This window comes from Leeuwenhoekiella sp. CH_XMU1409-2, assembly GCF_037029365.1.
Classification (GTDB): domain Bacteria; phylum Bacteroidota; class Bacteroidia; order Flavobacteriales; family Flavobacteriaceae; genus Leeuwenhoekiella; species Leeuwenhoekiella blandensis.
This window is the reverse complement of the sequence record NZ_JAYMEI010000004.1, coordinates 127,490-152,172: the sequence shown is the minus strand read 5'-3', so window position 1 is coordinate 152,172 and position 24,683 is coordinate 127,490. Positions and strand designations below refer to the sequence as shown.

Annotated in this window: 19 protein-coding genes and 2 tRNA genes; 9 read left to right on the top strand and 12 right to left on the bottom strand. The window is 39.6% G+C overall.

From position 1 onward, the window contains the following. The first annotated feature begins 165 nt into the window (after positions 1-165). The 3 genes from gyrB (at position 166) to WA338_RS05810 (ending at position 4,410) form a co-directional block, all read left to right on the top strand. Positions 166-2,106, top strand: a complete 1,941-nt coding sequence (gyrB, locus tag WA338_RS05820) for a DNA topoisomerase (ATP-hydrolyzing) subunit B (protein WP_009779236.1) — start codon at positions 166-168, stop codon at positions 2,104-2,106. Positions 2,107-2,241: 135 nt separating this feature from the next. Further along, on the top strand, positions 2,242-3,240 hold the full coding sequence (locus WA338_RS05815; RefSeq protein WP_009779237.1) for a DUF6588 family protein: 999 nt from the start codon (positions 2,242-2,244) through the stop codon (positions 3,238-3,240). Positions 3,241-3,483: 243 nt separating this feature from the next. Further along, positions 3,484-4,410, top strand: coding sequence for a malate dehydrogenase (locus WA338_RS05810; protein ID WP_009779238.1), 927 nt, complete (start codon positions 3,484-3,486; stop codon positions 4,408-4,410). Between the two features lie 72 nt (positions 4,411-4,482). Here WA338_RS05810 and WA338_RS05805 read toward each other — a convergent pair whose 3' ends face one another. Continuing rightward, entirely contained in the window at positions 4,483-7,041 is a 2,559-nt protein-coding gene (locus WA338_RS05805; RefSeq protein WP_272984619.1) for an adenosylcobalamin-dependent ribonucleoside-diphosphate reductase, read from the bottom strand. A 641-nt stretch (positions 7,042-7,682) separates the two neighbouring features. Here WA338_RS05805 and secDF point away from each other — a divergent pair. Further along, entirely contained in the window at positions 7,683-10,697 is a 3,015-nt protein-coding gene (secDF, locus tag WA338_RS05800) for a protein translocase subunit SecDF (RefSeq protein WP_272984620.1), read from the top strand. A gap of 69 nt (positions 10,698-10,766) precedes the next feature. On the opposite strand, the gene WA338_RS05795 is transcribed toward secDF, so the two are convergent. The 9 genes from WA338_RS05795 to WA338_RS05755 all read right to left on the bottom strand — a co-directional run bounded on the left by WA338_RS05795 (position 10,767) and on the right by WA338_RS05755 (position 19,263). Continuing rightward, on the bottom strand, positions 10,767-11,684 hold the full coding sequence (locus tag WA338_RS05795) for a glutaminase (RefSeq protein WP_009779241.1): 918 nt from the start codon (positions 11,682-11,684) through the stop codon (positions 10,767-10,769). Further along, positions 11,681-12,409: a hypothetical protein gene (locus WA338_RS05790; RefSeq protein WP_154648903.1), complete on the bottom strand. Its 729-nt coding sequence runs from the start codon at positions 12,407-12,409 to the stop codon at positions 11,681-11,683. Before WA338_RS05790 ends, WA338_RS05795 begins: the two co-directional genes overlap by 4 nt. After that, positions 12,361-12,846 carry a DUF192 domain-containing protein gene (locus WA338_RS05785; protein WP_272984621.1) on the bottom strand — a complete coding sequence of 162 codons (486 nt, stop codon included), beginning with the start codon at positions 12,844-12,846 and terminating at the stop codon, positions 12,361-12,363. The genes WA338_RS05790 and WA338_RS05785 overlap by 49 nt, the downstream gene beginning before the upstream one ends. Before the next feature lie 6 nt (positions 12,847-12,852). Further along, positions 12,853-13,788, bottom strand: a complete 936-nt coding sequence (gene lgt, locus WA338_RS05780; RefSeq protein WP_336092614.1) for a prolipoprotein diacylglyceryl transferase — start codon at positions 13,786-13,788, stop codon at positions 12,853-12,855. 48 nt (positions 13,789-13,836) lie between these two features. Then, entirely contained in the window at positions 13,837-14,100 is a 264-nt protein-coding gene (yidD, locus tag WA338_RS05775) for a membrane protein insertion efficiency factor YidD (RefSeq protein WP_272984623.1), read from the bottom strand. Positions 14,101-14,112: 12 nt separating this feature from the next. Next, positions 14,113-15,600 (bottom strand): cysteine--tRNA ligase, encoded by a 1,488-nt coding sequence (cysS, locus tag WA338_RS05770; protein ID WP_272984624.1) that lies wholly within the window; start codon positions 15,598-15,600, stop codon positions 14,113-14,115. A 68-nt stretch (positions 15,601-15,668) separates the two neighbouring features. After that, positions 15,669-16,349 carry a GTP cyclohydrolase I FolE gene (gene folE, locus WA338_RS05765; RefSeq protein WP_009779247.1) on the bottom strand — a complete coding sequence of 227 codons (681 nt, stop codon included), beginning with the start codon at positions 16,347-16,349 and terminating at the stop codon, positions 15,669-15,671. A gap of 190 nt (positions 16,350-16,539) precedes the next feature. After that, positions 16,540-18,036, bottom strand: a complete 1,497-nt coding sequence (locus WA338_RS05760; protein WP_009779248.1) for an OmpP1/FadL family transporter — start codon at positions 18,034-18,036, stop codon at positions 16,540-16,542. 30 nt (positions 18,037-18,066) lie between these two features. Beyond that, positions 18,067-19,263, bottom strand: coding sequence for a hypothetical protein (locus WA338_RS05755; RefSeq protein WP_272984625.1), 1,197 nt, complete (start codon positions 19,261-19,263; stop codon positions 18,067-18,069). Positions 19,264-19,394: 131 nt separating this feature from the next. Between WA338_RS05755 and proS the strand changes: the two genes are divergently transcribed. The 4 genes from proS (at position 19,395) to rpsT (ending at position 21,402) form a co-directional block, all read left to right on the top strand. Then, positions 19,395-20,867: a proline--tRNA ligase gene (gene proS, locus WA338_RS05750; protein WP_272984626.1), complete on the top strand. Its 1,473-nt coding sequence runs from the start codon at positions 19,395-19,397 to the stop codon at positions 20,865-20,867. A gap of 76 nt (positions 20,868-20,943) precedes the next feature. Beyond that, positions 20,944-21,015: transfer RNA gene (locus WA338_RS05745), tRNA-Glu, on the top strand. 44 nt (positions 21,016-21,059) lie between these two features. Continuing rightward, positions 21,060-21,131, top strand: a tRNA-Glu gene (locus WA338_RS05740). 22 nt (positions 21,132-21,153) lie between these two features. Next, a complete protein-coding gene (rpsT, locus tag WA338_RS05735; protein WP_009779252.1) occupies positions 21,154-21,402 on the top strand; it encodes a 30S ribosomal protein S20 in 249 nt (82 codons plus the stop codon). A 248-nt stretch (positions 21,403-21,650) separates the two neighbouring features. On the opposite strand, the gene rho is transcribed toward rpsT, so the two are convergent. Beyond that, positions 21,651-23,399, bottom strand: coding sequence for a transcription termination factor Rho (rho, locus tag WA338_RS05730; protein WP_272984627.1), 1,749 nt, complete (start codon positions 23,397-23,399; stop codon positions 21,651-21,653). Positions 23,400-23,609: 210 nt separating this feature from the next. On the opposite strand from rho, the gene WA338_RS05725 reads away from it, so the two are divergent. Further along, positions 23,610-24,020 (top strand): DUF4293 domain-containing protein, encoded by a 411-nt coding sequence (locus tag WA338_RS05725; protein WP_272984628.1) that lies wholly within the window; start codon positions 23,610-23,612, stop codon positions 24,018-24,020. Positions 24,021-24,182: 162 nt separating this feature from the next. Here WA338_RS05725 and WA338_RS05720 read toward each other — a convergent pair whose 3' ends face one another. Then, entirely contained in the window at positions 24,183-24,674 is a 492-nt protein-coding gene (locus WA338_RS05720) for a metallophosphoesterase family protein (protein ID WP_272984629.1), read from the bottom strand. Positions 24,675-24,683 lie beyond the last annotated feature (9 nt).

The window sequence follows — 24,683 nt, the reverse complement described above, 5'->3', positions numbered from 1 at the left end:
TCACAATTTGTTGATAACTTCAACGCTTTGGCTTGCCATTTGCAAGGGTATCGGGGAGCCTTTTTTTATATTTGTTAACTATCTCTCAGCACGCTCAAGAAATGTGCTTAGAGCGGCTAAAAAGGCGACGCTTTTTTAGATAAAAGATTAACTTAATAAAGATTTATGAGCGAAGAAGCCAATAAGAAGCAGTATTCGGCAGACAGTATCCAGGCCCTTGAGGGGATGGAGCACGTGCGTATGCGTCCTTCGATGTATATTGGAGATGTAGGGGTGCGCGGTTTGCATCATTTAGTTTATGAGGTTGTAGATAACTCCATAGATGAAGCTATGGCGGGCCACTGCGACAGCATCAAAGTGATCATTAATGAGAATAACTCAATATCAGTAAAAGATAACGGGCGTGGTATTCCCGTAGACTTGCATAAAAAAGAAGGGGTTTCTGCACTTGAAGTTGTAATGACTAAGATTGGTGCGGGAGGTAAATTTGATAAAGACTCCTATAAAGTATCCGGTGGTTTGCACGGGGTTGGGGTGAGTTGTGTAAACGCACTTTCAACACATTTAAAAGCTACAGTTTATCGCGACGGCAAGATCTGGGAGCAAGAATATGAAAAAGGTAAAGCGATGTACCCGGTTAAGGGCATAGGCGATACCGATGATCGCGGTACTGCGGTGACGTTCTTACCAGATCCATCTATCTTTCAAACGACAACAGAGTACAATTACGATACGCTTGCAAGTCGTATGCGTGAATTGGCATACTTGAATAAGGGAATTAAAATTTCTTTGACAGATAAGCGTCAGAAAGATGAAAAGGGAGATTTTGTTTCTGAAACTTTTCATTCTGAAGAAGGACTTAAAGAATTCGTTCGTTTTCTTGACGGAAACCGCCAGCCAATCATTGGAGAGGTGATCTCTATGGAAGGTGAAAAGAACGACATTCCTGTTGAGGTGGCGATGATCTATAATGATAGCTACGCAGAAAATTTGCATTCTTACGTAAACAACATCAACACGCACGAGGGAGGTACGCATTTAGCAGGTTTTAGAAGAGGACTTACAAGTTCGCTTAAGAAATATGCAGACGCGTCAGGAATGCTTGATAAGTTGAAGTTTGAAATTGCCGGTGACGACTTTAGAGAAGGACTTACGGCTATTATTTCGGTTAAGGTTGCAGAGCCTCAGTTTGAAGGACAAACCAAAACCAAATTGGGTAACCGCGAAGTGACTTCAGCGGTTTCTCAGGCAGTTTCAGAAATGGTAGAGATCTATCTGGAAGAACATCCTGATGATGCCAAAACCATTGTGCAAAAAGTAATTCTTGCTGCTCAGGCACGTCATGCGGCTAAGAAAGCACGTGAGATGGTTCAGCGTAAGACGGTGATGAGTATAGGTGGCTTGCCAGGGAAATTAGCCGACTGCTCAGAGACCGATCCTGAAGCTTGCGAAGTATTTTTGGTAGAGGGTGACTCTGCAGGTGGAACTGCAAAAATGGGTCGTGATCGTAACTTTCAGGCGATTCTTCCGCTACGCGGAAAAATCCTGAATGTAGAGAAAGCGATGCAGCACAAGGTTTTTGAAAACGAAGAGATCAAAAATATCTTTACGGCTCTAGGTGTGACCATTGGTACCGAAGAGGATAGTAAAGCACTGAATCTCTCAAAATTAAGATATAAGAAAATCGTGATTATGTGTGATGCCGATGTTGATGGTAGCCACATTGCAACACTTATTTTGACATTCTTTTTCCGTTATATGCGGGAGCTTGTTGAAGGTGGTCACGTTTATATCGCGACACCGCCACTTTACTTGCTTAAAAAAGGTAAAAAGATGCGTTATGCGTGGAGTGAGAAGGAGCGTGATGAATATAATGCACAAATGGGAGGAAGTGTTTCTGTACAGCGTTACAAAGGTCTTGGTGAGATGAATGCAGAGCAATTGTGGGATACTACCATGAATCCTGAATTCAGAACCCTGCGTCAAGTAACTATTGATAACGGCACTGAGGCAGATCGTATTTTCTCTATGTTGATGGGGGATGAGGTGCCGCCACGACGTGAGTTTATCGAGAAGAATGCCGTTTACGCAAACATCGACGTTTAAGAATAATCGGTTAAATAATGTTTTAAAAGCCTGTTCATAATGGAGCAGGCTTTTTTTTTGTTAAAATTTCAAAGAATATACGGCGGTGACTCTCAGGGGTTTTGTTATTTTTGAAGAAACCAAATCAATTATTAAATGAAAAAAACATTACTTTTTTGTATTTCAATTTTGGCCTCTGCAAATCTCTTTGCTCAAGAAGACGATGGCTTTGAAGCGATCGTAAAGGCAGGTACTGCAGATGCGACAACATTAATGGGGGCTTACATCGCTCCCGCGATGGAAGGTCTTGTTTATAGTATGTCCGGAGGCTGGTATCATACAGCAAAAACGCATAAATCCTTAGGTTTTGATATAACCATAGGTTTTAATGGGGCGATTGTTCCTTCAGAAAAGGAGTTGTTTGCTTTCAGTGAATTGACTTTTCAGAATGATTATACTGCCACATCAGACATTACACCAACAGTAGCCGGTAGCGGAACGCCTGCTGAAGTTACCTTTGATACAAGCGAAGGTGATGTGACCTTTACAATGCCAGAAGGGGTAAAAGACGATCTGCCAATTAACGCAGTTCCGGCTCCGGCAATTCAAGCCAGTATAGGGGTGATTAAAGGGACAGACGTTATGGTACGCTTTGTTCCTGAAGTAGGTAGTGATAATGTAAAAGGAAAGCTTTTTGGCGCAGGTCTTAAGCATGATCTTATGCAATATTTTGGTCCTTTAGAGAAGCTGCCTTTAAATATTGCAGTTATGGGTGCATTTACCAATATGAATGTAGATTACGATATTCAGGCAGAATCTGATATTGACGGTCGTAATCAAGCGGCTGAATTTAAGTTGAACTCCTATACCGTTCAAGGTGTGGCTTCTTTAGATTTTAAATTCTTGACGTTTTATGGAGGTTTGGGATATACCGGAGGTAAATCAGAAATAAATGTCCTAGGGACTTATGAGTTTGAGTATGATAATGGAACTCCGGGAGAGGTTACAGATCCTATAATGCTTTCTTATAATCCTTCTAGCGTGCGTGCATCTTTAGGAGCGCGTTTAAACTTGGCATTCTTTAAAATATTTGCAGATTACACTGTGCAAGAATACAGTAATTTGAGTGCAGGAATTGCATTCAGTTTTAGATAAGCTACTTTTCCATTTTTTCAAATGGTTGCCAAAGCCACTTAGAGGTCTATTGCTTTTAAGTGGCTTTATATTTTGAGTAGGTTTTAGAAAAGGAAGTATAAAGCTTAGGATGTAAATCATAACCTAATTTTAGGCTTTTAGAGTCTTAAATGAGTAAATGAAGTCGTAATTTTAGAGCCGCAATCGATAACGCACGCTTATCTGATTTTAAACTTAATTAATAACTTATTTAAATACATACCCATGAAAGTTACCGTAGTAGGAGCAGGAGCTGTAGGTGCAAGTTGTGCCGAATATATAGCCATGAAAAATTTTGCCTCAGATGTTATTCTTGTTGATATCAAAGAAGGCTTTGCTGAAGGAAAGGCGATGGATTTGATGCAGACTGCTTCTTTAAATGCATTTGATACCCGAATCACCGGAACCACCGGAGATTATTCTAAGACAGCAGGAAGTGATATTGCTGTAATTACTAGTGGTATTCCGCGTAAGCCGGGTATGACTCGTGAAGAACTTATCGGGATCAACGCCGGCATCGTAAAGGATGTTTCTTCAAACCTGATCAAGCATTCTCCAGATGTAACCATTATCGTGGTAAGTAACCCAATGGATACGATGACTTATCTTGTGCATAAAACTACCGGACTTCCTAAAAACAAAATTATAGGTATGGGTGGTGCGCTAGATAGTGCGCGTTTTAAATATCGTTTAGCAGAGGCTTTAGAATGCCCGATCTCTGATGTAGACGGTATGGTAATAGGTGGTCATAGTGATACGGGAATGATTCCTTTGACGCGTTTGGCTACTCGCAATAGTGTTTTGGCTTCAGAATTTTTAGCTGAAGATCGCTTAGAGCAAGTGATGGAAGACACTAAAGTAGGAGGAGCAACCCTTACTAAATTATTAGGAACTTCTGCTTGGTACGCTCCGGGAGCTGCTGTTTCTGGATTAGTACAAGCAATTGCTTGTGATCAGAAAAAAATGTTCCCTTGTTCAGCATTGTTAGAAGGAGAATATGATCTTGATGATATTTGTATCGGTGTTCCTGTAATTTTAGGAAAAGACGGTATTGAAAAAATTGTACCTGTAGATCTTTCTGATGCTGAAAAAGCAAAACTTCAAGAAAGTGCTGCAGCTGTTAAGAAAACAAACGGATTGCTAGAGCTTTAATCTCCGGTTCGTTCAGTAAATAAAAAAAAGGCGCTCAATGAGCGCCTTTTTTGTTGGGGAATTCTTAAGCTATTAACCGCATTTTGAAGAGCCACAGCTTTGGCATGTAAGACAACCTTCCTGATATATTAATTCTGATGAATTACAGTTGTCGCATTTTTGCTTTCGGGCGATAGTGCCATCGGCAACATAGCGTTTAAGTGCGCGCGCAACTCCGTTTTTCCACGTATTGATCGAGGCGCTGTCTAATTGTAAACTGTTGGTGAGTTCAACGGCTTTTTCAATAGGCATCCCATAGCGTAACGTAGTTGAAATGAGTTTAGCATAATTCCAATATTCAGGATCAAATTTATGCGACAGACCTTCGATAGTGGTTTTATAACCTCTTTTGTTTTTATACTGAAAGTCATAACGCGAGCTTCCGTCTTCGTTTCGGTTTTTGATTATAAGCCCTTTTTCTACCCAACGCGGAAGTAAAATTCCGTCTTCATCATCTGCGATTCCTGTGAAGATCTCGTAAGGTTTTCCTTCGATCAAGCCTATGAAAGCAATCCATTTTTCTTTATTGTTTTGGAAGCGCACAATATCTGCTTCAAGCACTTGTGGTCTTTTTGTTGGGAATGCGGTTAAGGTTTCGCTGTCTTCCTCTTCATTTTTCTTTTCATCATTAGAGATCAAAACGCCAGAGCGCGAGCCGTCACGATAGACAGTAACACCTTTGCAGCCTGCTTGCCACGCTTCGAGATAGAGCTGCCCTACAAGTTCTTCATCTACATCATTAGGTAAGTTTATGGTAACACTTATGCTGTGATCTACCCATTTTTGAACAGCGCCTTGCATGCGCACTTTATTGAGCCAGTCTACATCATTTGAAGTTGCTTGGTAATATGGAGATTTGGCAACGATGACATCAAGCTCTTCCTGACTGTAGTTTTTATCGGTTGCAATACCGTTTACCTGCATCCATTCTTTAAAGCGGTGGTGAAAAACAACGTATTCTTCCCAAGAGTCACCTACCTCGTCAACAAAATCTACGCGTGCTTCCTTATCGTTAGGATTTACTTTTCTTCGGCGTTTATAAACCGGTAAGAAAACAGGTTCAATACCTGATGTAGTCTGCGTCATTAAACTTGTTGTTCCCGTAGGTGCGATCGTTAGCAAAGCGATGTTGCGACGGCCGTACTCCAGCATATCGTAGTATAACTTCTCATCAGCATTTTTTATACGTTGAATGAACGGGTTGTCCTTTTCTCTTTCTGAATCAAAAATTGGGAACGCACCACGTTCTTTTGCTGCATAAACCGAAGCGCGATAGGCTTCAACTGCAATTGTTTTATGTATTTCTACTGAAAATTCATTTCCTGCTTCACTACCATATTTGATGCCAAGAGCAGCAAGCATGTCTCCTTCTGCAGTAATTCCTATTCCGGTACGGCGTCCTTCTTCAGCCTTCTTTTTGATATTTAACCAAAGATTACGCTCTACATTTTTCACCTCGTCATTCTCGGGATCTGCATCGATTTTGGCTAAGATCGCATCTACTTTTTCTAACTCCAGATCGATGATATCGTCCATTATGCGTTGGGCTTTGGTAATATGTTTTTTGAACAATTCAAAATTGAAAGAAGCCTCTGGTGTAAACGGGTTTTCTACATAAGAAAATAAATTGATAGCCAATAAGCGACATGAGTCATAAGGACAAAGTGGAATCTCACCACAAGGATTTGTAGAGACCGTTTTATAGCCTAAATCAGCATAGCAGTCGGGCACAGATTCGCGAGCGATAGTATCCCAGAATAAAATTCCGGGTTCTGCAGATTGCCATGCATTGTGAACGATTTTCTTCCAGAGTTTTTCAGCATCGATCTCTTTATGTTTGATAGGGTTTGGACTGAAAACAGGATATTTCTGCGTATAAGGCTTGTGATCTTTAACCGCCTGCATAAAGCCGTCGTCAATACGTACCGAAACATTGGCGCCGGTAACTTTACCCTGCTCCATTTTGGCGTCTATAAAATCTTCAGCATCCGGATGATTTATCGAGACCGAAAGCATCAAAGCTCCACGTCTTCCGTCCTGGGCCACTTCGCGTGTAGAGTTTGAATAACGTTCCATAAATGGAACCAAGCCTGTTGAGGTTAAGGCTGAATTTTTTACAGCAGAACCTTTGGGGCGTATATGTGATAAATCGTGACCTACGCCACCGCGACGCTTCATCAATTGCACTTGCTCTTGGTCAATTTTCATAATCCCACCGTATGAGTCAGAGCTACCATCATTGCCAATTACAAAACAGTTAGAAAGTGAACCTACCTGATATGGATTTCCAATACCTGCCATTGGGCTGCCTTGAGGAACGATGTATTTAAAGTTTTTAATAAGATCAAAAACTTCATCTTCTTGCATCGGATTGGGGTAGCGTGCCTCAATGCGCGCAATCTCTTTAGCGATGCGTGTGTGCATATCATCTGGCGTTTTCTCATAAATATTTCCGTCAGAATCCTTAAGCGCATATTTGTTTACCCAAACGCGAGCAGCCAGATCGTCTCCTTTAAAGTATTTTAAAGAGGCTTCAAAAGCTTCATCTTGGGTGTATGTTTTAGCAATGGGGTCGGTGATTTGTGTAGACATTGTGTTTTAGGCTTTAGTGCGGTTAAATGTTTGCTTCGGTTGTGTGAAGTTAGTAGAAATATCGAAATTATAAAACCTGTGATATTCAAAAGTTTACAGTAAAATAATATAAGTACTTGAAAAACAGTATTTTGAAAAATTATCAACATTAAAAAGTTGACAATTTTTTCAATTTTTGATTTTTAAATCTTTGATGTGATGTTTTTATTTGAATGGCTTGATTTGTCGTTTTAATGATTGAAATAGGAGGAGATTTTGAAGAAGTTTTTATCAGGGAGGCCTAGAATATCCAAATCTCATAAAACTGATTTTTGACCGCTGAAAACCTATGGTAAATTGGGCTAATTGATGTATGTGTTCTAATCGTTTTGACTCATTGGTACATCAGAACGGATGAAAATTGAAGGAAATAGATTTAAATGAACCTCTTTTAAGTAGTCTAATCTGGTGTGGTTGAGAGTGTTAAAACTATGAAATTAATTCAATTTTCAGGGGTTATTCTATTGATTGTTAATCCTTTAAAAGGTTAAAGAAATCAAAAAGATATTTATTGGCATTTCTAGGTTGAAACCCTATATTTGCACGTTTTACAAAATCGCCTGAAAAAGGTTCGGGAAGAATTAAATAAATATTAAAGAGTAATGCAAAATAAAGGACTCATTAGAGTATTTGCGATTTTATTTGGGTTGGTGTGTTTATACCAGCTTTCGTTTACGTATTTCACTAATCAAACTGAAGAAAAAGCTGCTGCTTTTGCGGCTGATCAAGTTGCTACTACTGTAGAGGACTATGTTGACAGAAGAGGTGAGGTTGAGCGTCGTTATTTAGATTCTATAGGTAATGATCCAATCGCTTTGGGAATTACGTATAATGACGCAAAAGAGAAAGAGCTTAATAAAGGTCTGGATCTTAAAGGAGGTATGAATGCAATTCTTGAAATTTCTGTTGCAGATATTTTAAGAGGTTTGAGTAACGACAGTACAGATCCTGCTTTTAACCAGGCTTTAGATCAGGCGGCAGAAGCGCAAAAGGATAGTCAAAATAGCTTTTTAGAAGATTTCTTTGATGCTTTTGAAGCGATCCCTGGAGATAACAAATTAGCATCGCCAGATATTTTTGCGAATACGACTTTAGGTGAGAAGGTAAACTTCAATATGACAAATGACGAAGTGGAGCCTATTTTAGCAAAAGAAGTAGAAGAGTCTATCAATTCTGCTTTTGAAGTATTGCGTAATCGTATCGATAAATTTGGTGTTACGCAACCTAACATTCAGCGTTTAGATAATCAATCACGTATCTTGATCGAGCTTCCCGGAGCAACAGATATCGAGCGTGTAAAATTTCAATTAGAAAGTACAGCGCAGTTAGAATTTTATAAAACACATTACGCTTCTGAAGTTGCACCTTATTTATTGCAAGTAAATGCTGAGCTTAAAGAGCTTGTTGCTCCAGCAGAAGAAGAGGAAGCGGTTGCTGAAGTTGATTCATCAGAATCTACAGATGAATCTATTGAAGAGCTTTTGGCTAGTGAAGAAGATTCTATTAGTCCGGCTCAGGCAAATAACCCATTATTTGAAGTGTTTAGCTTCAATCCAGCCATCCAGCAATATGCGCAAGCACCTGTTGTAGGTTATGCTCAGGTTAAAGATACTGCAACGATCAACCGTTATTTTGCAATGCCAGAAATTGCAAGATTACGTCCACAAGGATTGCGTTTTGCTAAATTCAGATGGGGGATTACAGAAGGGGAAACTGATGTTGTGCCGCTTTACGCATTGCAATCAGATAGAAGTGGATCTCCTGCAATGGACGGTGATGTTGTACAAGATTCACGTCAACAATATACACAAGCAGGTCAGCCTTCTGTAGGTATTGATTTTGAAGGTCAGGGTCCTGGTCAGTGGGCTAAATTAACCGGAGAAGTTGCTACCGAAGGAAATACAATTGCTATTGTGCTTGACGGTACTGTATATTCTGCAGCTTCAGCAAAAGCAGAAATCAAAGGTGGTGCCACTGAAATCTCAGGAAGCTTCACCGTAACAGAGGCACAGGATTTAGCGAATGTTCTCAAAGCGGGTAAACTTCCTGCTTCAGCTAAAATTATTTCTTACGACGTAGTTGGGCCTTCATTAGGTCAAGAGGCAATCAACAGTGGTTTAATGTCATTTGTAATTGCTTTAGTCTTAGTTCTTATTTGGATGGTGTTTTACTATGGTAAAGCAGGTCTTTTTGCAGATGTTGCACTAGCGGTAAACATTCTTTTTATCTTCGGTGTTCTTGCAGGATTAGGAGCGGTTCTAACCTTACCTGGTATTGCAGGTATTGTGCTTACGATTGGTATGTCGGTAGATGCGAACGTACTTATCTTTGAGCGTATAAAAGAAGAGATCGCAAAAGGAAAGTCTCAAAAAGATGCTATAAAGGACGGTTTCAGCAACGCATTGTCTTCAATTCTTGATGCTAACATTACAACCTTCTTAACGGCGTTGATCTTATTCTTATTCGGTACAGGACCTATTCAAGGTTTTGCAACTACTTTAATGATAGGTATTGGTACTTCGTTGTTCACTGCAATTTTTGTAACACGTCTTTTCATTGACGGTTATGGTAAGAATGGTAAGTCATTACAGTTCTCTACAGGAGCAACACGTAATCTATTTACCAACTTCAATAGAGATTTCCTTGCTAAACGTAAGATTGCTTATATAATTAGTGGTGTTCTTATCGTTGTAAGTTTGATCTCTTTATTCACTAACGGTCTGGATCAAGGTGTTGATTTTGTTGGAGGTCGTAATTACACGGTGCGTTTTGAAAACCCTGTAAATGCAACAGAAGTTGAGCAAAAACTTATCGCTGAACTCGAAAGTGCTCAGGCAAAAACGTACGGTGAAGCAAATCAATTAAAGATTACTACAAAGTATCGTATTGATGAAGAAGCTTCAGAAGTAGATGATGATATTCAGCAGAAATTATTTACTGCTTTACAAAGCTATCTTCCATCAGATCTTACCTTCACGCAGTTTGTAAAAGGTGGTTCAACTGAAGATAAAGTAGGTATTTTAGAGTATAACAAAGTAGGGCCAACTATTGCAGATGACATTAAGAAAGATTCTTTCTGGGCTGTTTTAGGTTCGTTAGTAGTTGTGTTCTTATACATTTTATTACGATTCAGAAGATGGCAATTCTCATTAGGAGCTGTTGCGGCAGTATTCCATGATGTTTTAATTGTTTTAGGAATTTTCTCATTGACCTATCAATTTATGCCATTCAATATGGAAATTGATCAGTCATTCATCGCGGCAATTCTTACGGTTATTGGTTACTCGCTTAACGATACCGTGGTTGTTTTTGACCGTATTAGAGAGTTTATGAAAGAATACGGCACAAGCCGTAAAATGGGACTTATAATCAATCAGGCAATCAATAGTACCATTAGTCGTACGTTGAATACGTCTATGACCACTTTAATTGTATTATTGGCTATTTTTATCTTTGGTGGTGCGAGTATAATGGGCTTTATGTTTGCCTTGATTGTAGGTGTCCTCGTGGGTACTTATTCTTCGATCTTTATTGCAACTCCTGTAATGTTTGATACAATACAGAAGAAAGCATTAAAGCCAGAAAAACAAAAAGAGGAAGAAGAGCCAGTGGCTTAACTTGATTAAGTTCGCAAAACAAAAAAGCTCGATTCATTTGAATCGAGCTTTTTTGTTTTTTAACAGTTTCTAAAAAACCGAAATACCTGTTCTGGATGTAAAAAGTTCGAGAACTTTCATTCCTAATTCAGAATTGCCTTTTGCGTTCAAAGGAGGGCTCCAAACCGCGATACAATACTGTTTGGGGTGTAGCGCTACGATGCCTCCTCCTACACCACTTTTGCCGGGAAGACCTACACGGAATGCAAACTCTCCAGATTCATCATAAAAACCACAGGTAAGCATCAAGGCGTTGATGCGTTTTGCAAGAATGGGTTCAAGCGTGCGCGCTTGTTTGCTATGGTCTCCCTTAGGATAGTTTAAAAAAATAGTAAAGGCTTCTGAAAGCTGTTTGCAGCTCATGGCGATGGCGCATTGATGAAAATAAAAATCCAGAACATCATCAACGTTGTGCTGTAAATTGCCAAAGTCTTTCATTAAGTTGGCAAGAGAGGCATTACGAAATTTATGCTTCATTTCTGAAGCTGCGACGCTTTCGTCGTAAGTTATTGTTTGGTCATTTGCGATGTCACGCACGTAGTGTAAAAAGTCTTCTTTTGGTTTTTTGAGGTGTCCCATAAGAATATCTGTGATGACCAAAGCCCCGGCATTGATAAATGGATTGCGGGGAATGCCTTTTTCGTATTCCAGTTGAACTAAAGAGTTGAAAGGGTCTCCTGAGGGTTCAACATCAACACGTTGCCAGATGCTGTTTCCTGCTAATTTTAAAGCGTATGAAAGGCTTATGACCTTAGAGATGCTTTGTATTGAAAAACGCTCTTCTGCATCGCCTAAAGCGAAATGTTCACCAGTTACGCATTGAAGATGTAAGCCAAACTTATGAGCATCCACCTTACCAAGCTCCGGAATATAAGTGGCCACTTTTCCGGTGTTCTTGAATGAGCTTATTTCCTTTTGGATGCTATCTAGAATGCTTTGATAATTCATTCTTTAGGGAAAAATAAATTCCAATTTCTATCTTCTATTAATTGTATTCTGCTGGGAATATATGATTCTCCATTATGAACTAAAGTCTCGCCGTTGGGTTTTATCAAGGCTTGTGAACCGCACCAAGCAGGAGTTCTAAACATTAGTTCTCTTAAAAAATCTTCTTTATCAGAATAGTAGTATTCTGTACTATCATTGGGATTGTTCTCAAGTGTTATGCCTGATTCAAAGAACTCTAGAATAACTATGTTTGGGTAATTTTCTTCGATAAAAGCTTTGCTATTGTCGGTGTAATTTTTCCAGTGTTTTATAACCTTTTTAGTATAGTTGTTTGTTGAATATTGGCTGCACAGATCATTAACATACGTGTAGCAGATGAAAAAAATTGTGCTCTTATCAAACTTCTTGTGCGTGACTTTTTCTAAATACTCTTTGAGTTGATTACGGTTTACAACACCTTGTGTGTATTGCGGGATTAGTCGCGCCACACGGCTGCTGTCTTTAGTTTCATAATCCCACCTTGAATATGCCGAATCGCGATCACGCCAAAGTTTGTCAAATTCCTTTTCTTTTATTTCTTTTCCCTCTATATCAAAATGATATTTTACCCGTTGGGCGGTAGTAGAAATGCTATATAATACAAAAAATAAAAAGAGAATTCTAGAGGTCATATTTGCTATCTCATTAGCTTCCAATCCACCTTGTCGCCTTCTTTGATATCCCAAAGTTCGGCAATACCTGCATTCGTTTCTAAAACATACATTACTGGCACTTTAGAAGGAAGGCTAGTTTCATCCATTGGCTTCGCATTTTCAATGATGGTCGCTATGGTTTTGTCTTTAGTAATGAAAAATAGGTCGAGTGGAATGTAGGTGTTTTTCATGTAGAAGTTGTGCGGGCGCTCATCGTCAAAAATGAAAAGCATCGCTCTGTTTTGTGCCATCGACTCCCGATACATCAGGCCGGTTTCGGTCTCGTACTCCGTTTCTGCTACTTCAATATTTAAAAATACTTTTTCTTGGTTCTCTTTAATGATCTGAAGTTTTCCGTCTTGGGTAAAGGTGATTTCTTCCTGAGAAATTTCATTAGGTTCAGCTTCTTTGTTTTTACACGAAATGAGCGATAAAACTAAAGTAAGTAGGAGAAAGGCTTTTTTAAGCATGGCTGATTAGTATTGTGGAGCGTTTTTTTGCTGAAGCGCTCTAAAGATTAAAACGATACCTATAATTATAAATGGAATACTTAAGATCTGGCCGGTGTTGAAGCCGAAGATCCAGTCTTCGCGATTTTCAATTTGAGCACGTTTAAAATATTCTACGATAAAGCGAACGGTCCAGAGTAGTACTAGAAAAAGACCAAAAAGGAAGCCTTCTTTTTTGCGTAATCCGGTTTTCCAGTAAACCAGCATAAGGATTAAGAAAACAAAAACGTATCCAAAAGATTCCATCAACTGCCCCGGGAAACGGTAGGGAATATCTGCAATATAAGTTGCAAATTGAGGGTCATCAGTTAGCGCTTGATATGCTTTGTGTTCGTTAGGAATTCCTGTCAAACGCTGCACTTCATACTTGTTGTATTGATCTTGAACAAATTTAATTCCTAGATTCGAATCGGTTATTTTACCTACCATTTCAGAGTTGAAAAAATTCCCAATTCTCACAAAAATAGCGCCTAGTGTTACCGGTAAAATCACGCGGTCAAGCAGCCAAAGTACGCTTTTATGTAGTACTTTTTTGTTATAGAGATACATCGCTACGATCATTCCTATCGCAGCACCGTGGCTGGCTAAACCTTGAAAACCGGTGTACTCGATCTCCGGTACAAATCTAAACGGAAGAAAGACAGAGAGTGGATCTTGCCAAAGCAATTCGGTTTGATAGAAAAATACGTGGCCCAAACGCGCGCCAATCAGTATAGCTAATACTGAATAAATGAATAAAGGGTCAAGTTTTTCTTCTTCAACCCCTTCATTTTTATAGACCTTTTTCATCAGGTACCAGCCCAAAGAAAAAGCGATGACAAACATTAAACTGTAGTAATGAATTGTGAAAAATCCAAGATCTAAACCTGTTGAAGGATTCCAGGTCATTTTTAAAGGCAGCATAAGCTTTATAAATTTTATGCTGTAAATATAACAAAGCCTAAAAGCTATTTAATCTTTTTTAGGCATTTTATGTGACTTTTCATCACCTGCCGGTGGAACGGGATCGTAACCTGAGCCTCCCCAGGGATTGCAGCTTGCAATACGCTTTATGGCAAGCCAGCTGCCTTTTAGTGCGCCGTGACGCTGAATGGCTTCTATGCTATATTGAGAGCACGTGGGTGAATACCGGCAGGCAGGAGGGAGAAGCGGAGATAAAAATCTTTGATATAACCGAATGGGAAAAATGAGTACTTTTTTAGCTAAACTTTTCACCAAACTAGAGTTTTAAGATAGGGTGTAGGTTGTTCCTTCACGACCATCCTTAAGTTGAATGCCAAGTTCTAATAATTGATCTCTAATTTGATCGCTGGTTGCAAAATCTTTGTTTGCGCGCGCTTCTTTTCTAAGCTGAATCAATAATTCTATCGCTCCGTTTAATTTATCGGTATTGGCTTCGGCTGCTGCGTTAACATCCTCTAATCCTAAAACATCAAAAACGAAGGCTTTTATGGTTGTTTTGAAATCTTCAAGATCGGTTTGTGTAATTGTTGCTTTGCTGTCCTTAATTTGATGAATGAATTTTGCAGCTTCAAAAAGTTGCGCGATCAAAATTGGAGAATTGAAATCGTCATTCATTGCATCGTAGCACGATTGCTTCCAGGTTTCAACATCTATGCTGCTTTTTTCTGATGTGGGGAGCGCCTCTAGAAGATTTACGGCTTCCATAAGTCGATTGAAACCTTTTTCACTTGCAAGTAAGGCGTCATTGCTAAAGTCTAACACGCTGCGGTAATGCGCTTGCATAACAAAGAATCGAGCAACGCTAGGAGAGAAGCCTTTGGTCAAAAACGGACTATCACCGGTAAAGATCTGTGCGGGAAAGATGTTGTTCCCGTCGCTTTTAGACATTTTTTTACCGTTAAGTGTAAGCATATTGGCGTGTAACCAGTAATTCACAGGATTCTTGCCATTTGAAGCTTCAGATTGAGCGATCTCACACTCGTGATGCGGAAATTTTAAATCCATCCCGCCGCCGTGAATGTCAAATTGTTCGCCTAAATATTTGGTGCTCATCGCGGTGCACTCTAAATGCCAACCGGGGAAACCATCTCCCCAAGGAGAAGGCCAGCGCATGATGTGTTGCGGTTCTGCCTTCTTCCAGAGTGCAAAATCCTGAGCATTTTTCTTTTCGCTTTGCGCAGTCAATTCGCGCGTATTTGCGATCATATCTTCAAGATTACGGCCGCTTAATTTTCCGTAATCGTGACTTTCATTAAATTTTAAAACATCAAAATAAACCGATCCGTTTTTCTCGTAAGCAAAACCATTATCAATGATCTCTTTGATGATTTCTATCTGTTCAATGATGTGTCCCGTTGCAGTGGGTTCGATGCTGGGAGGAAGGCAATTGAATTTTTGAAGAATCGTATGAAAGTCGATGGTGTACTGCTGCACCACTTCCATGGGTTCTATTTGCTCTAAACGCGCTTTCTTAGCGATTTTGTCTTCGCCTTCATCAGCATCATCGGTTAAGTGACCGGCATCTGTAATGTTTCTCACGTAGCGCACTTTATAGCCCAAATGTTTGAGGTATCTAAAAATCATATCAAAAGACATGAATGTGCGCACGTTGCCCAAATGCACATTGCTATAAACCGTAGGGCCGCAGACATACATCCCAACATTGCCTTCTAGAAGCGGTTTAAAAGTTTCTTTACTTCCGCTTAGTGAATTGTAAACTTTGATTTCTTGCTTCTGGTTTAAAGGCGCCATAAACTTAAAAAGTGCTTAATTTTTTATTGGAATGCGAGTTCTAAAATCTTAAAAATAGAAAAGTAAGATTAAAATGGAGTTTCAAGTTTGATGTAATCTAAAAATTCACGTCTAACCGCTTCTTCTTTAAATTTACCGCCAAACTCACTAGTGACCGTGCTGCTTTCAATGTCGCGAATTCCGCGGCTGTTGACACAAAGGTGTTTTGCATCGATAACACAAGCTACGTCTTCTGTGCCTAAAACTTTTTGAAGTTCTTGAACCACTTGCATTGTTAAGCGCTCTTGAACCTGAGGACGTTTTGCATAATAATCTACCACACGATTCATTTTTGAAAGCCCTACGACGGTTCCGTTAGAAATGTAAGCTACGTGTGCTCTTCCTACGATAGGAAGTAAATGATGCTCGCAGGTAGAATAGACGGTGATGTTTTTTTCTACAAGCATCTCGCCGTACTTATAGTTGTTTTTGAACGTTGACGCTTTAGGCTTTCGTTGAGGATTTAGACCTCCAAAAATTTCGTTTACAAACATTTTTGCAACACGATTAGGAGTTCCTTTAAGACTATCGTCTTCAAGATCCAGACCTAAAGTTTGCATAATGCGTGTCACATCTTCTTTGATTAATTCGATCTTTTCAGAGTCGCTCAGCTCGAAGGCATCGTCTCTTAACGGAGTTTCTGCCGATGTATTGTGGTGATTATCACCTATTTCGTCAATTGCTTTCAATTCTTCGTTCTCAATATTCATTTTCATAGAGCTATTAGTCGCCGCTTGGGCTAAAGGCTTGCAAAGATAGTTAAATTAACAATTTAAAATACTCAAGAAAAAGCACTCATTTTATGAATTACTGCTTTCTAGTTTTTAAGAAGAAAGACCTTCTGAAATTGCTTTCAGAAGGTCTAATTTATCTAATCATAAAAATCTTTTTACTACTTATCTAAAGCTGAAAAGATACCGAAGCCAAAATACTGCTATTTATAGTGTCAATAAATGCTGTATTTGTAAATGCGCCATCATAAAGCGATGGGTTTTGATCTTGTTTTGCCCAGTCGTAAGCTACGTCAATTCTGGTGTTGCCAAAAGAGTATCCAATACCTAAAGAGTACCCGGTGATATCTCCAAGAGTATATTCATTTTCATAAGGGCTTTCAATAAGGCGATATCCTCCTCTAAAACTCCAATTGCTGGCGATGAATTCTCCTCCTAATTTAAAGCTGGAGACTGGTTTTAGTTGGTTGTTGACTTGATTGTTCAGATCATCAAAAAAGGGATCGCTATCAGGTCTAAATCGAATTGAGCCATAATCTTGATAAGAATAATCAAAGCTTAAAAAGCCTCTTTGTCCAAAAACATAAGCGATGCTAGCGGTTAATTTTCCTGGTGTTACTAGATCGTAGTCTTCATAAATATTGATAACATCAGGATCGAGAATAATATTGCCATTTGCTCCTGCCGTCGATAGGTATTGTTCAGTTTCTTCTGAAATCGTGTAAAAGGTAGGTGTGTCATAAGATGCTCCCAAACGCAAGCTGGAAGAAGCGTGATAGATCGCTCCAAACTGTGCAGAAACTCCTGTTCCAAAAGCTCTGTATTCATTATCAAAACGCACGTTAGTTACGGCGTTGTTGGTGCCTGTATTGCTTTCATAAAAAATGGTATTCCTTGTGAAATCAAATGTATGTGCGTTAAGATTAAGTCCTAAATAAAATTGATCACTCAGCTGTGCTGCAGCATTAAACGAAAACTTGCTGCTGTTACCAAAAGTTGTGTATTGATAATCTTGATCAAATGTGTTTCCATTTTGTGCATTGGTGTATTCCGTATTGCTTAGGTCTGAAGAAACAGGATCGATTAAGTAACCCTGATAACCTAGAAAGGCTTGTTGGGCACCAAAACTTGCACTTTCTCCTAGATATTGATATAGATCATCAATGGTTTCGTCAGATTGTAGCTCCAAGAGGTCTAAAGAAGTACCTTGTGCATAACCTAAAAAATAATCAGAAATGGAATTGTTGCTCGTGCCGGAAGCAATAAAGCCATTGTCAAAATCGGTAGTGCGGTCGTAATTAAAGCCGAAAGTCAATTTGCGTAATCCAGCGGCTCCATTCGATACAAATACGCCGCCAAACTGATTCAGGTCAAGATCTGAATCTTCAGTTGCAGTAATGCCATCATTATAATACGTTTGATTATCAAAAGTATCTGAGGATAAGGATAGCGATACAAAACTTCGGTTAAATATTGCAGAACCTGCCGGGTTTACATTAATCGCAGAAACATCACCACCAAGCGCTCCAAAGGCGCCACCGGTACCGCGAAATCGTGCAGTACCTGTGATGTTTTGAGTGCTATAGCGCACGGCGTCTGCTACATTTTGAGCAAAAGTGTATTGAGCACTTATCCCAATAATTAGGAGTGTGAGTAATTTTTTCATCTCTTTAATTTGAAAATATCAAACAGAATTTTATCCGCGACCTCCGCGACCGCCACCTCGTGATGAACCACCGCTACTACGGCCGCCACTACTACGTCCACCACCGCTAGATCTTGCTGGTGAAGCGCTTCGTGTAGGGGTAGAGCTTCTAACCGATCTAGATGATGATCTTGTAGGAGTGCTTACAGAATTTCGTGAGTAAGTGCTAGAGCGTGTTGCGCGTACAGGAGTTGAAGATCTGCTAGAATTTCTGGTAATGGTATTACTAGAGGTTCTTCGGGCATTACTTCGGTATATTGAAGAGTTGCTAGAAGTACGTGTTGCGTTAGTAGCACGAGAAGAATTGCTCGAATTTCTGCTTAATCGGTTGGTATTAACACCAACATTATTTCTGCTGTAAGTTCTGCTGGTTCTTGCATAGTTTACATTAGATCTACGCGAAGATCGTGTTGCAGAACTTCTGGCGTTTGACCTGCTGCTGTAAAGGCTATTTGCACGTCTTGAATTAGAATAAGCGACTCTACCTGTGTTGTATCTTGCGTAGTATCTGTTTCTAATGAATGGAGCTCCAAAATAAATATTGTAGCCATAATATCCATAGAAAGGTGCATTCCAGCCGAAGCCCCATCCACCATATGGATAACCCCAACCGCCAAAGCCCCAGCCGTTGTAAGCATAGCCAAAATATGGGTTACCCCAACCGCCCCAGCCGTAGCCATTGTAAGGATTCCACCAGCCGCCCCAACCAAAGCCGCTATTAGGGTAGCTCCAGCCACCCCAGCCCCAACCGGTATTCCAGAAAGGTCTGTAAAATCCGCCAAAACCTATACGATTATAAAAGTTTGGATAAATGTTTATAGTAATGTCGTCAACGACATCACCCCAACCCGGTTGTGCTTGATAAGCTAAACCTTCATCTAGTATTGCTTCTTCAGTTGTATATTCAGAATTCGAACTGTATGAATCGATGTCTGTAAAAATATCTCCTGACTGTTGTGCAGCATCTAGATCTGCAGCACCTTGATTAAAGTAATTTGCATATACACCGCCATTTGCAGTAGTGCTGGCAACTTCTTGGGTAGGCTCTTCATAAACTGTTGATCGACCGCCGTAAATGCTGTCGTTCATTGTATATTGAGAAGGCCCGCAAGAAATTAACCCTACAAGCGCAAGTAAACCTAAAGCAGGTTTTAAAAGTGTATTTGAAGTAATTGTCAAGCCGCGCATATCATCAGTTATTTATTGTTATACATTGTAAATTTAGCTAGTTTTGCCGTCAATTTTGTGCATTTAACAAACTTGTTGCAAAACTTTAAAATCATTTATAAAGACACAATATTTGTGCCAAAGAAATAATTATGGGAAAGAATTTAACCACAAGAGCAGAAGATTACTCAAAATGGTATAACGAACTGGTTGTTAAGGCAGATCTAGCCGAGAATTCCGGTGTTAGAGGCTGTATGGTAATCAAGCCTTATGGATATGCTATATGGGAAAAAATGCAAGCAGAGCTGGATCGCATGTTTAAAGAAACCGGTCACGAGAATGCGTATTTCCCGCTATTTATTCCTAAATCCTATTTCAGTAAAGAGGCGAGTCACGTAGATGGTTTTGCAAAAGAATGTGCTGTTGTTACGCATTATCGATTAAAGAATGATGAGGATGGAAGTATCATTGTTGATCCGGAAGCCAAGCTAGAAGAAGAGCTTATCGTAAGACCAACTTCAGAAACGATTATCTGGGATACGTATAGAAAATGGATTCAATCGTATAGAGATTTACCAATTAAAGTAAATCAATGGGCAAATGTGGTGCGTTGGGAAATGCGTACGCGTTTGTTTTTACGCACAGCTGAATTTTTATGGCAAGAGGGGCATACTGCTCACGCAACTAAAGACGAGGCTATTGCCGAAGCTGAACAAATGATGCGTGTGTACGCTGATTTTGCTGAGCATTTTATGGCGCTTCCGGTAGTACGCGGTACAAAAACCGAAAGTGAACGTTTTGCAGGTGCTTTAGAAACCTATTGTATCGAAGCTTTAATGCAAGACGGAAAGGCTTTGCAAGCTGGTACTTCGCATTTTTTGGGGCAAAATTTCGCAAAAGCTTTTGATGTAAAGTTTGCTACTAAAGAAGGTGGGCAAGAACATGTTTGGGCAACCAGTTGGGGAGTTTCTACACGATTGATGGGGGCTTTAGTGATGACACATAGCGATGATAACGGATTGGTGCTTCCGCCTAAATTGGCACCTATTCAAGTGGTGATCGTTCCTATTTATAAGGGGGAAGAGCAACTAGATTCTATCTCGCAGGTTGCAAAAGAGCTTAAACGCGAATTACAACTTTTGGGAATAAGTGTGAAGTTTGATGATAGAGATACACATAAACCGGGATGGAAATTTAATGAGTATGAGTTAAAAGGCGTTCCGTTGAGAATCGCAATTGGACCGCGTGACCTAGAAAAGCGTACTGTAGAATTAGCACGTAGAGATACACTAACTAAAGAGACGGTTTCTAAAGACGATATCGTAAGTCGCGTACAGGATTTGTTGGTTGAAATGCAGAAGGCGTTGTTTGATAAGGCTAAGAGCTTTAGAGATACGCATATTACCGAAGTAGAAACTTATGATGAGTTTAAAGATATTCTTGAGAATAAAACCGGATTTGTAAGTGCCTTTTGGGACGGAACCAAAGAAACTGAGGAGCGCATAAAGACCGAAACTAAAGCGACAATACGCTGTATTCCTTTGAATGTTAAAGAGGAAGAAGGTGTTTGTGTTTATAGTGGGAAACCCGCTAAAATGCGTGTTTTATTTGCAAAAGCATATTAATTTAAAAAAAGTTTGTTTTGCTATTGTGCGGTAATAAAATATGTGTATTTTTGCATCCGCAATTAAGCAAAATAATGGTCCGTTCGTCTAGGGGTTAGGACGCCAGGTTTTCATCCTGGTAACAGGGGTTCGATTCCCCTACGGACTACGAAAAAGATTCACACCTAATGTGTGAGCGTTATTAAACTTAATGGCCCGTTCGTCTATCGGCTAGGACGCCAGGTTTTCATCCTGGTAAGAGGGGTTCGATTCCCCTACGGGCTACAATTTAAAACAGAGCAAGGTAATGGCAAATCACAAGTCATCTTTAAAAAGAATTAGAAACAGCGAGACTAAGCGTTTAAGAAATCGCTACCAGAGTAGAACTACACGTAATGCAATGAAAAAATTACGTGAAGCTGATAAGAAAGAAGCAGAGACTTTGTTTCCTTCAGTAGTTTCTATGATCGATAAGTTAGCTAAGAACAATATCATTCACGATAACAAAGCTTCTAACTTAAAGTCTCAACTTGCAAAGCACGTAAACGCGCTTTAATAAGTCCTGTTTAAGAATTAAGAGAACTCCCTCGCAAATTGCGTGGGAGTTTTTTTGTTGTCTATATATTTGTATGCTTGTTTTCAGTAATACGAATTAATCGGTTGCTGAAAGTCATTTTAAATAGTATAGTTCTTTCGATGTTAAGTGGTTCTTGCATTGTGCGAGTTTTGCTTAGCCTAAATAAGAGCACAAAAAAAGCGGCACCCGATAAGATGCCGCTTTTACATTTAAGATGAGATTAGTTTCTACCCGTTCATAGAGATTAGAAACTCCTCGTTGTTTTTAGTTTGTTTAATGCGATCGCTGATGAATTCCATAGCTTCAATAGGGTTCATATCTGCAAGATATTTACGCATCACCCACATACGCTGAATGGCGTTCTCATTAAGTAACAGGTCATCACGGCGCGTGCTTGAAGAAGTCAAGTCGATCGCAGGGAAGATTCTTCGGTTAGCGATCTTGCGATCCAACTGAAGTTCCATATTACCGGTTCCTTTAAATTCTTCAAAAATTACTTCATCCATCTTAGATCCGGTTTCAGTAAGCGCAGTAGCGATGATTGAAAGAGAACCTCCGTTTTCAATATTACGAGCAGCACCAAAGAAACGTTTTGGCTTGTGAAGCGCGTTGGCGTCAACACCACCACTCAGAATTTTACCAGAGGCCGGCTGAACCGTGTTGTAAGCACGAGCCAAACGCGTGATAGAATCTAAAAGAATAACCACATCGTGACCACATTCTACCAGTCGCTTTGCTTTTTCAAGAACGATATTGGCTACGCGTACGTGCTCGTGAGCTTCCTTATCAAAAGTTGAAGCAACAACTTCACCTTTTACGTTACGTTGCATATCGGTAACTTCCTCAGGGCGCTCATCGATAAGTAAGATCATTTGATAAACCTCAGGATGGTTGGCTGCGATTGCATTGGCAACATCCTTTAGAAGCATCGTTTTACCGGTTTTAGGTTGTGATACGATCATACCACGTTGTCCTTTCCCGATAGGAGCAAACAAATCCATGATGCGTGTTGAGATCGTGCTTTGACGTTCAGCAATATTGAATTTTTCCTTAGGGAATAGCGGAGTCAAATGCTCAAAAGAAACACGGTCGCGTACCACACTTGGGTCCAAACCATTGATTTTTGAAACCTTGATCAAAGGAAAATACTTTTCACCTTCTTTAGGAGGGCGAATAACTCCAAGAACTGTATCTCCGGTTTTTAAACCGAACAATCTAATTTGAGATTGTGAGACATAAATGTCATCTGGAGACGACAGGTAATTATAGTCACTTGAGCGCAAAAAGCCATAACCGTCTTGCATAATGTCAAGAACACCTTCGCTTTCAATTAAGCCGTCAAACTCATAATCAGGCTCTCTGTAACGGTTACGGGTGTCTTTGTTCCCGTTGTTATTATTCGAGTTATTGTTGTTGCGATTGTTGTTATTGCGGTTGCTGTTCGAATTGTTGTTGTTATTCGAGTTGTTGTCCTTAGAATTTCTATTGTTATTCGAATTATTATTTGAATTCGAATTGTTGTCTTTACGAGAGCGGTTATTTTTTGATCTGTTGTTGTCAGATTGCTTCGTGTTGTCGTTGTCTGAAGAAGCCTTTGTTTGTCTTGGTTTGCGCTGTGGCTTTTCGGTTTTTTCTTCAGTTTTACCGCTGGTTTTAGTCTCGTTTTTTTGAGAAGATTCTTTTTGAGGGGTGTCCTTAGAAGAATCTTTTTTCTCGTCATTAGATGCTGAGCGGGTGTTTTTCTTAGGGGCGCTTTTTTGAGTTTTCTTTTGAGGCGCTTTTGATTTTGTAGGGGTTTCAGAAGAAGTCTCTTCTATAACTTCTGCAACCGCTTTGGGGTCTGCGGCTTGATGATCAAGAACTTTATAAACCAGATCTAACTTCTTGAGCGATCGGTATTTAGGAATGTCTAATCCCTTTGCGATTTCTTGTAATTCAGGCAGCTTTTTAGCTTTTAATTCTGAAATAGTAAACATTAATTATAGGTATGAAATTCTGTAATTGAATTGGTTTGAATGCGAACAAAAAAATTTGAGAGAAGATCTAATAATTTTTTTGGCAAGATAAGTAACCTACATAGAAGCGGTTACCATTATGGATACAAGTATACAACAATATTTTTTAATTATTTGGCTCTAGTCTAAAAGAAGTTTTTATTTTTGTCACCCGCAATGCATACATAAGCAATGATTCAACGTATACAAAGTATTTACTTATTTCTTGCAGCTCTTGTTGCCGCTGGTTTGCACTTCGCGATTCCGGTATATGGCACAACAGACGGAGCGCCTGTTTACGCTGTAGATCATGTAGAGTTGGTAGCTATGTTTTTTGGTAGCGCGTTCTTATCGTTAATTGCGATTTTTTTATTTAAAAATAGAAAGCTTCAGTTTGTTCTGGGCAGACTTAATATAATATTGAACTTTATTTTGCTAGGTGTATTGGTTTACCAGTCACAACTCTTATCTGGAGGGGCGGCGGCCCCAGAGAAAGGTATTGGGATGCTTATTCCCCTCATTTCTATCGTTTTTATCGCTTTGGCCAACAAAGCAATCAAGCGGGATGAGGATCTTGTAAAATCTGTTGACCGGTTGCGATAGACCTACTATCTTAGTTAATTAGTGCGAAAAACCTGCTAGTATGCCAACTAGCAGGTTTTTTTATAGGATTCTTCATTGAATTTTAATACGCTCAGATTACTTTAGAATTGAAGATTTGTTTCTATAACGCATGCTTTGAGCGCTTTTTCTGCCGTAATTCATTTAGCGTTTCATCTCAATGACTTCGAGATTATCAATCTTGCCTTGATCTACTGTAAACCGAAGCATCGTACGTACCTTATGAAAACCATGTTTTCCAATAGCTCCGGGATTCATATGAAGTAAATTCAATTTGCGATCTGGCATAACTTTCAAAATATGCGAATGCCCGCAAATAAATAATTTAGGAGGATCAGCCTTTAATTCTTCTCGTATTGCCGGAGAATATCTGCCCGGATAGCCGCCTATGTGCGTAATTAAAACATCAACCCCCTCGCAAGAAAACCGATTGTTCAAAGGGAATTCCTTCCTGATCTCGTGATCATCAATATTACCAAAAACCGCTCTTAAAGGTGCTGCATTTTTTAAAGCTTCAGTGACTGCGAGATCTCCAATATCTCCTGCGTGCCAAACTTCGTCTGCTGCTTTAGCATGTTTTAAAATTTGGTCATCGATGTAACTGTGCGTGTCGCTAAGTAAAAGTATTTTTTTCATAACAAAAGT